Source organism: Bacillus sp. SIMBA_074 (assembly GCF_046534555.1).
Lineage (GTDB): Bacteria > Bacillota > Bacilli > Bacillales > Bacillaceae_G > Bacillus_A > Bacillus_A mycoides.
Map to the genome: position 1 here is coordinate 1 of NZ_JAWRYM010000074.1, position 1,317 is coordinate 1,317.

The 1,317-nt window shown below is 33.9% G+C and carries 1 protein-coding gene; it reads right to left on the reverse strand.

Annotation, left to right across the window (positions count from 1 at the left end; genetic code table 11):
• Window positions 1-37 precede the first annotated feature (37 nt).
• Window positions 38-1,233 (reverse strand): IS3 family transposase gene (locus SB773_RS29830; protein WP_113771028.1). Its coding sequence is split into 2 segments (ribosomal slippage): window positions 38-927 and window positions 927-1,233, totalling 1,197 coding nucleotides; the frame shifts between segments, so codons are not numbered across the junction.
• Between the last annotated feature and the right edge of the window lie 84 nt (window positions 1,234-1,317).

Sequence of the window (1,317 nt, forward strand, 5' to 3'; positions counted from 1 at the left end):
TGGTCTTACCCCTGTCAAGTAGACAGTATGAAAAAGACTAAGCAGCCATCGAGATTCGATATTCTATCGGAGCTCGATGGTTGAGTCGTTTTTGGAACCGTTTATAGTTATAAAAGTAAATATATTCTTCAATTGCTTGTATTAAATCTTCTTCTGTTTTAAAATGATTCAAATACAACATCTCCGATTTAAAATGGGAGAAAAATGACTCGATACAAGCGTTATCATGGCAGTTTCCTTTGCGAGAGTGGCTACCAATGATACCTAAATCGGAAAGTCGTTTGTTGTAGGCATGAGATGTGTACTGGAATCCCTGATCTGAATGGAGAATGGTTCCACGCACATCTCTTTTTTGTGCCAACATTTCAATCGTATCTAATACAAGTTCATTATCATTGCGCGTAGATATTTTCCAAGAAACAACTTCGTTATTATAAACATCTTGTACAACAGAAAGATACCGAAATCCCTCTTGGAATCGTAGGTAAGTAATATCTGTAACAAGTGCCTCATTTTGTTGGCGATCTTTAAATTCACGGTTTAAAACATTCGGAAAAATATTGGAATAGTTCCCTTTAAAGAAGCGACGCTTCTTTCGAATAATAGATTGAATATTGAGCTCACTCATTAAGCGATATACTTTTTTGTGATTTATAAAATATCCCTCTTCCTGTAAAGCGATTTTCATACGTGGATAACCATATTCTTTGTGCTTTACGTGAATAGATCGTATTACCTTTTTTAATCGTTTCTCGGATTTTAGTCGTATGTTTTTCATACCTTTGGTATGAATCCATTTATAGTAACTTGAACGATGTACACCCGCAAATTTCGTAAGCCATATAACTGGATACTTTGTCTTTAATGATTCAATGATATGATATCTCTCTTTATATTTTAGTACACCTCCATTTATAGATTTGGATACTGCTTTTTTAAATATTCAACCTGTGCCTTATAGTAGTCACGTTCCTCTTCAATTGTCTTAAAATAAACACGTTTTCCTTTTAGAGGGTTTGGTATACCTTTCATTCCCCCATTTTTCCCGCGAGTATCTGTAATCTCACCACATTCTTTATATTTTTTGACCCAATTTTTAAGTTGGGTAGAACTTCTAATCTGATATCTTTCCTTTATCATATTGTAACTTCCTTCTCCGTTTAAATAACTTTGAACAGCTGATAACTTTAATTCTTCTGAATAGGTATTAAATGTCGATCCTTTTTTAGTCATGAAAAATCCCCTCCAAGTAATAGTGTAACATCCATGTGTGTATATGGTCTTTTTTACACTGTCTACCTAAAGGGGATAATATCA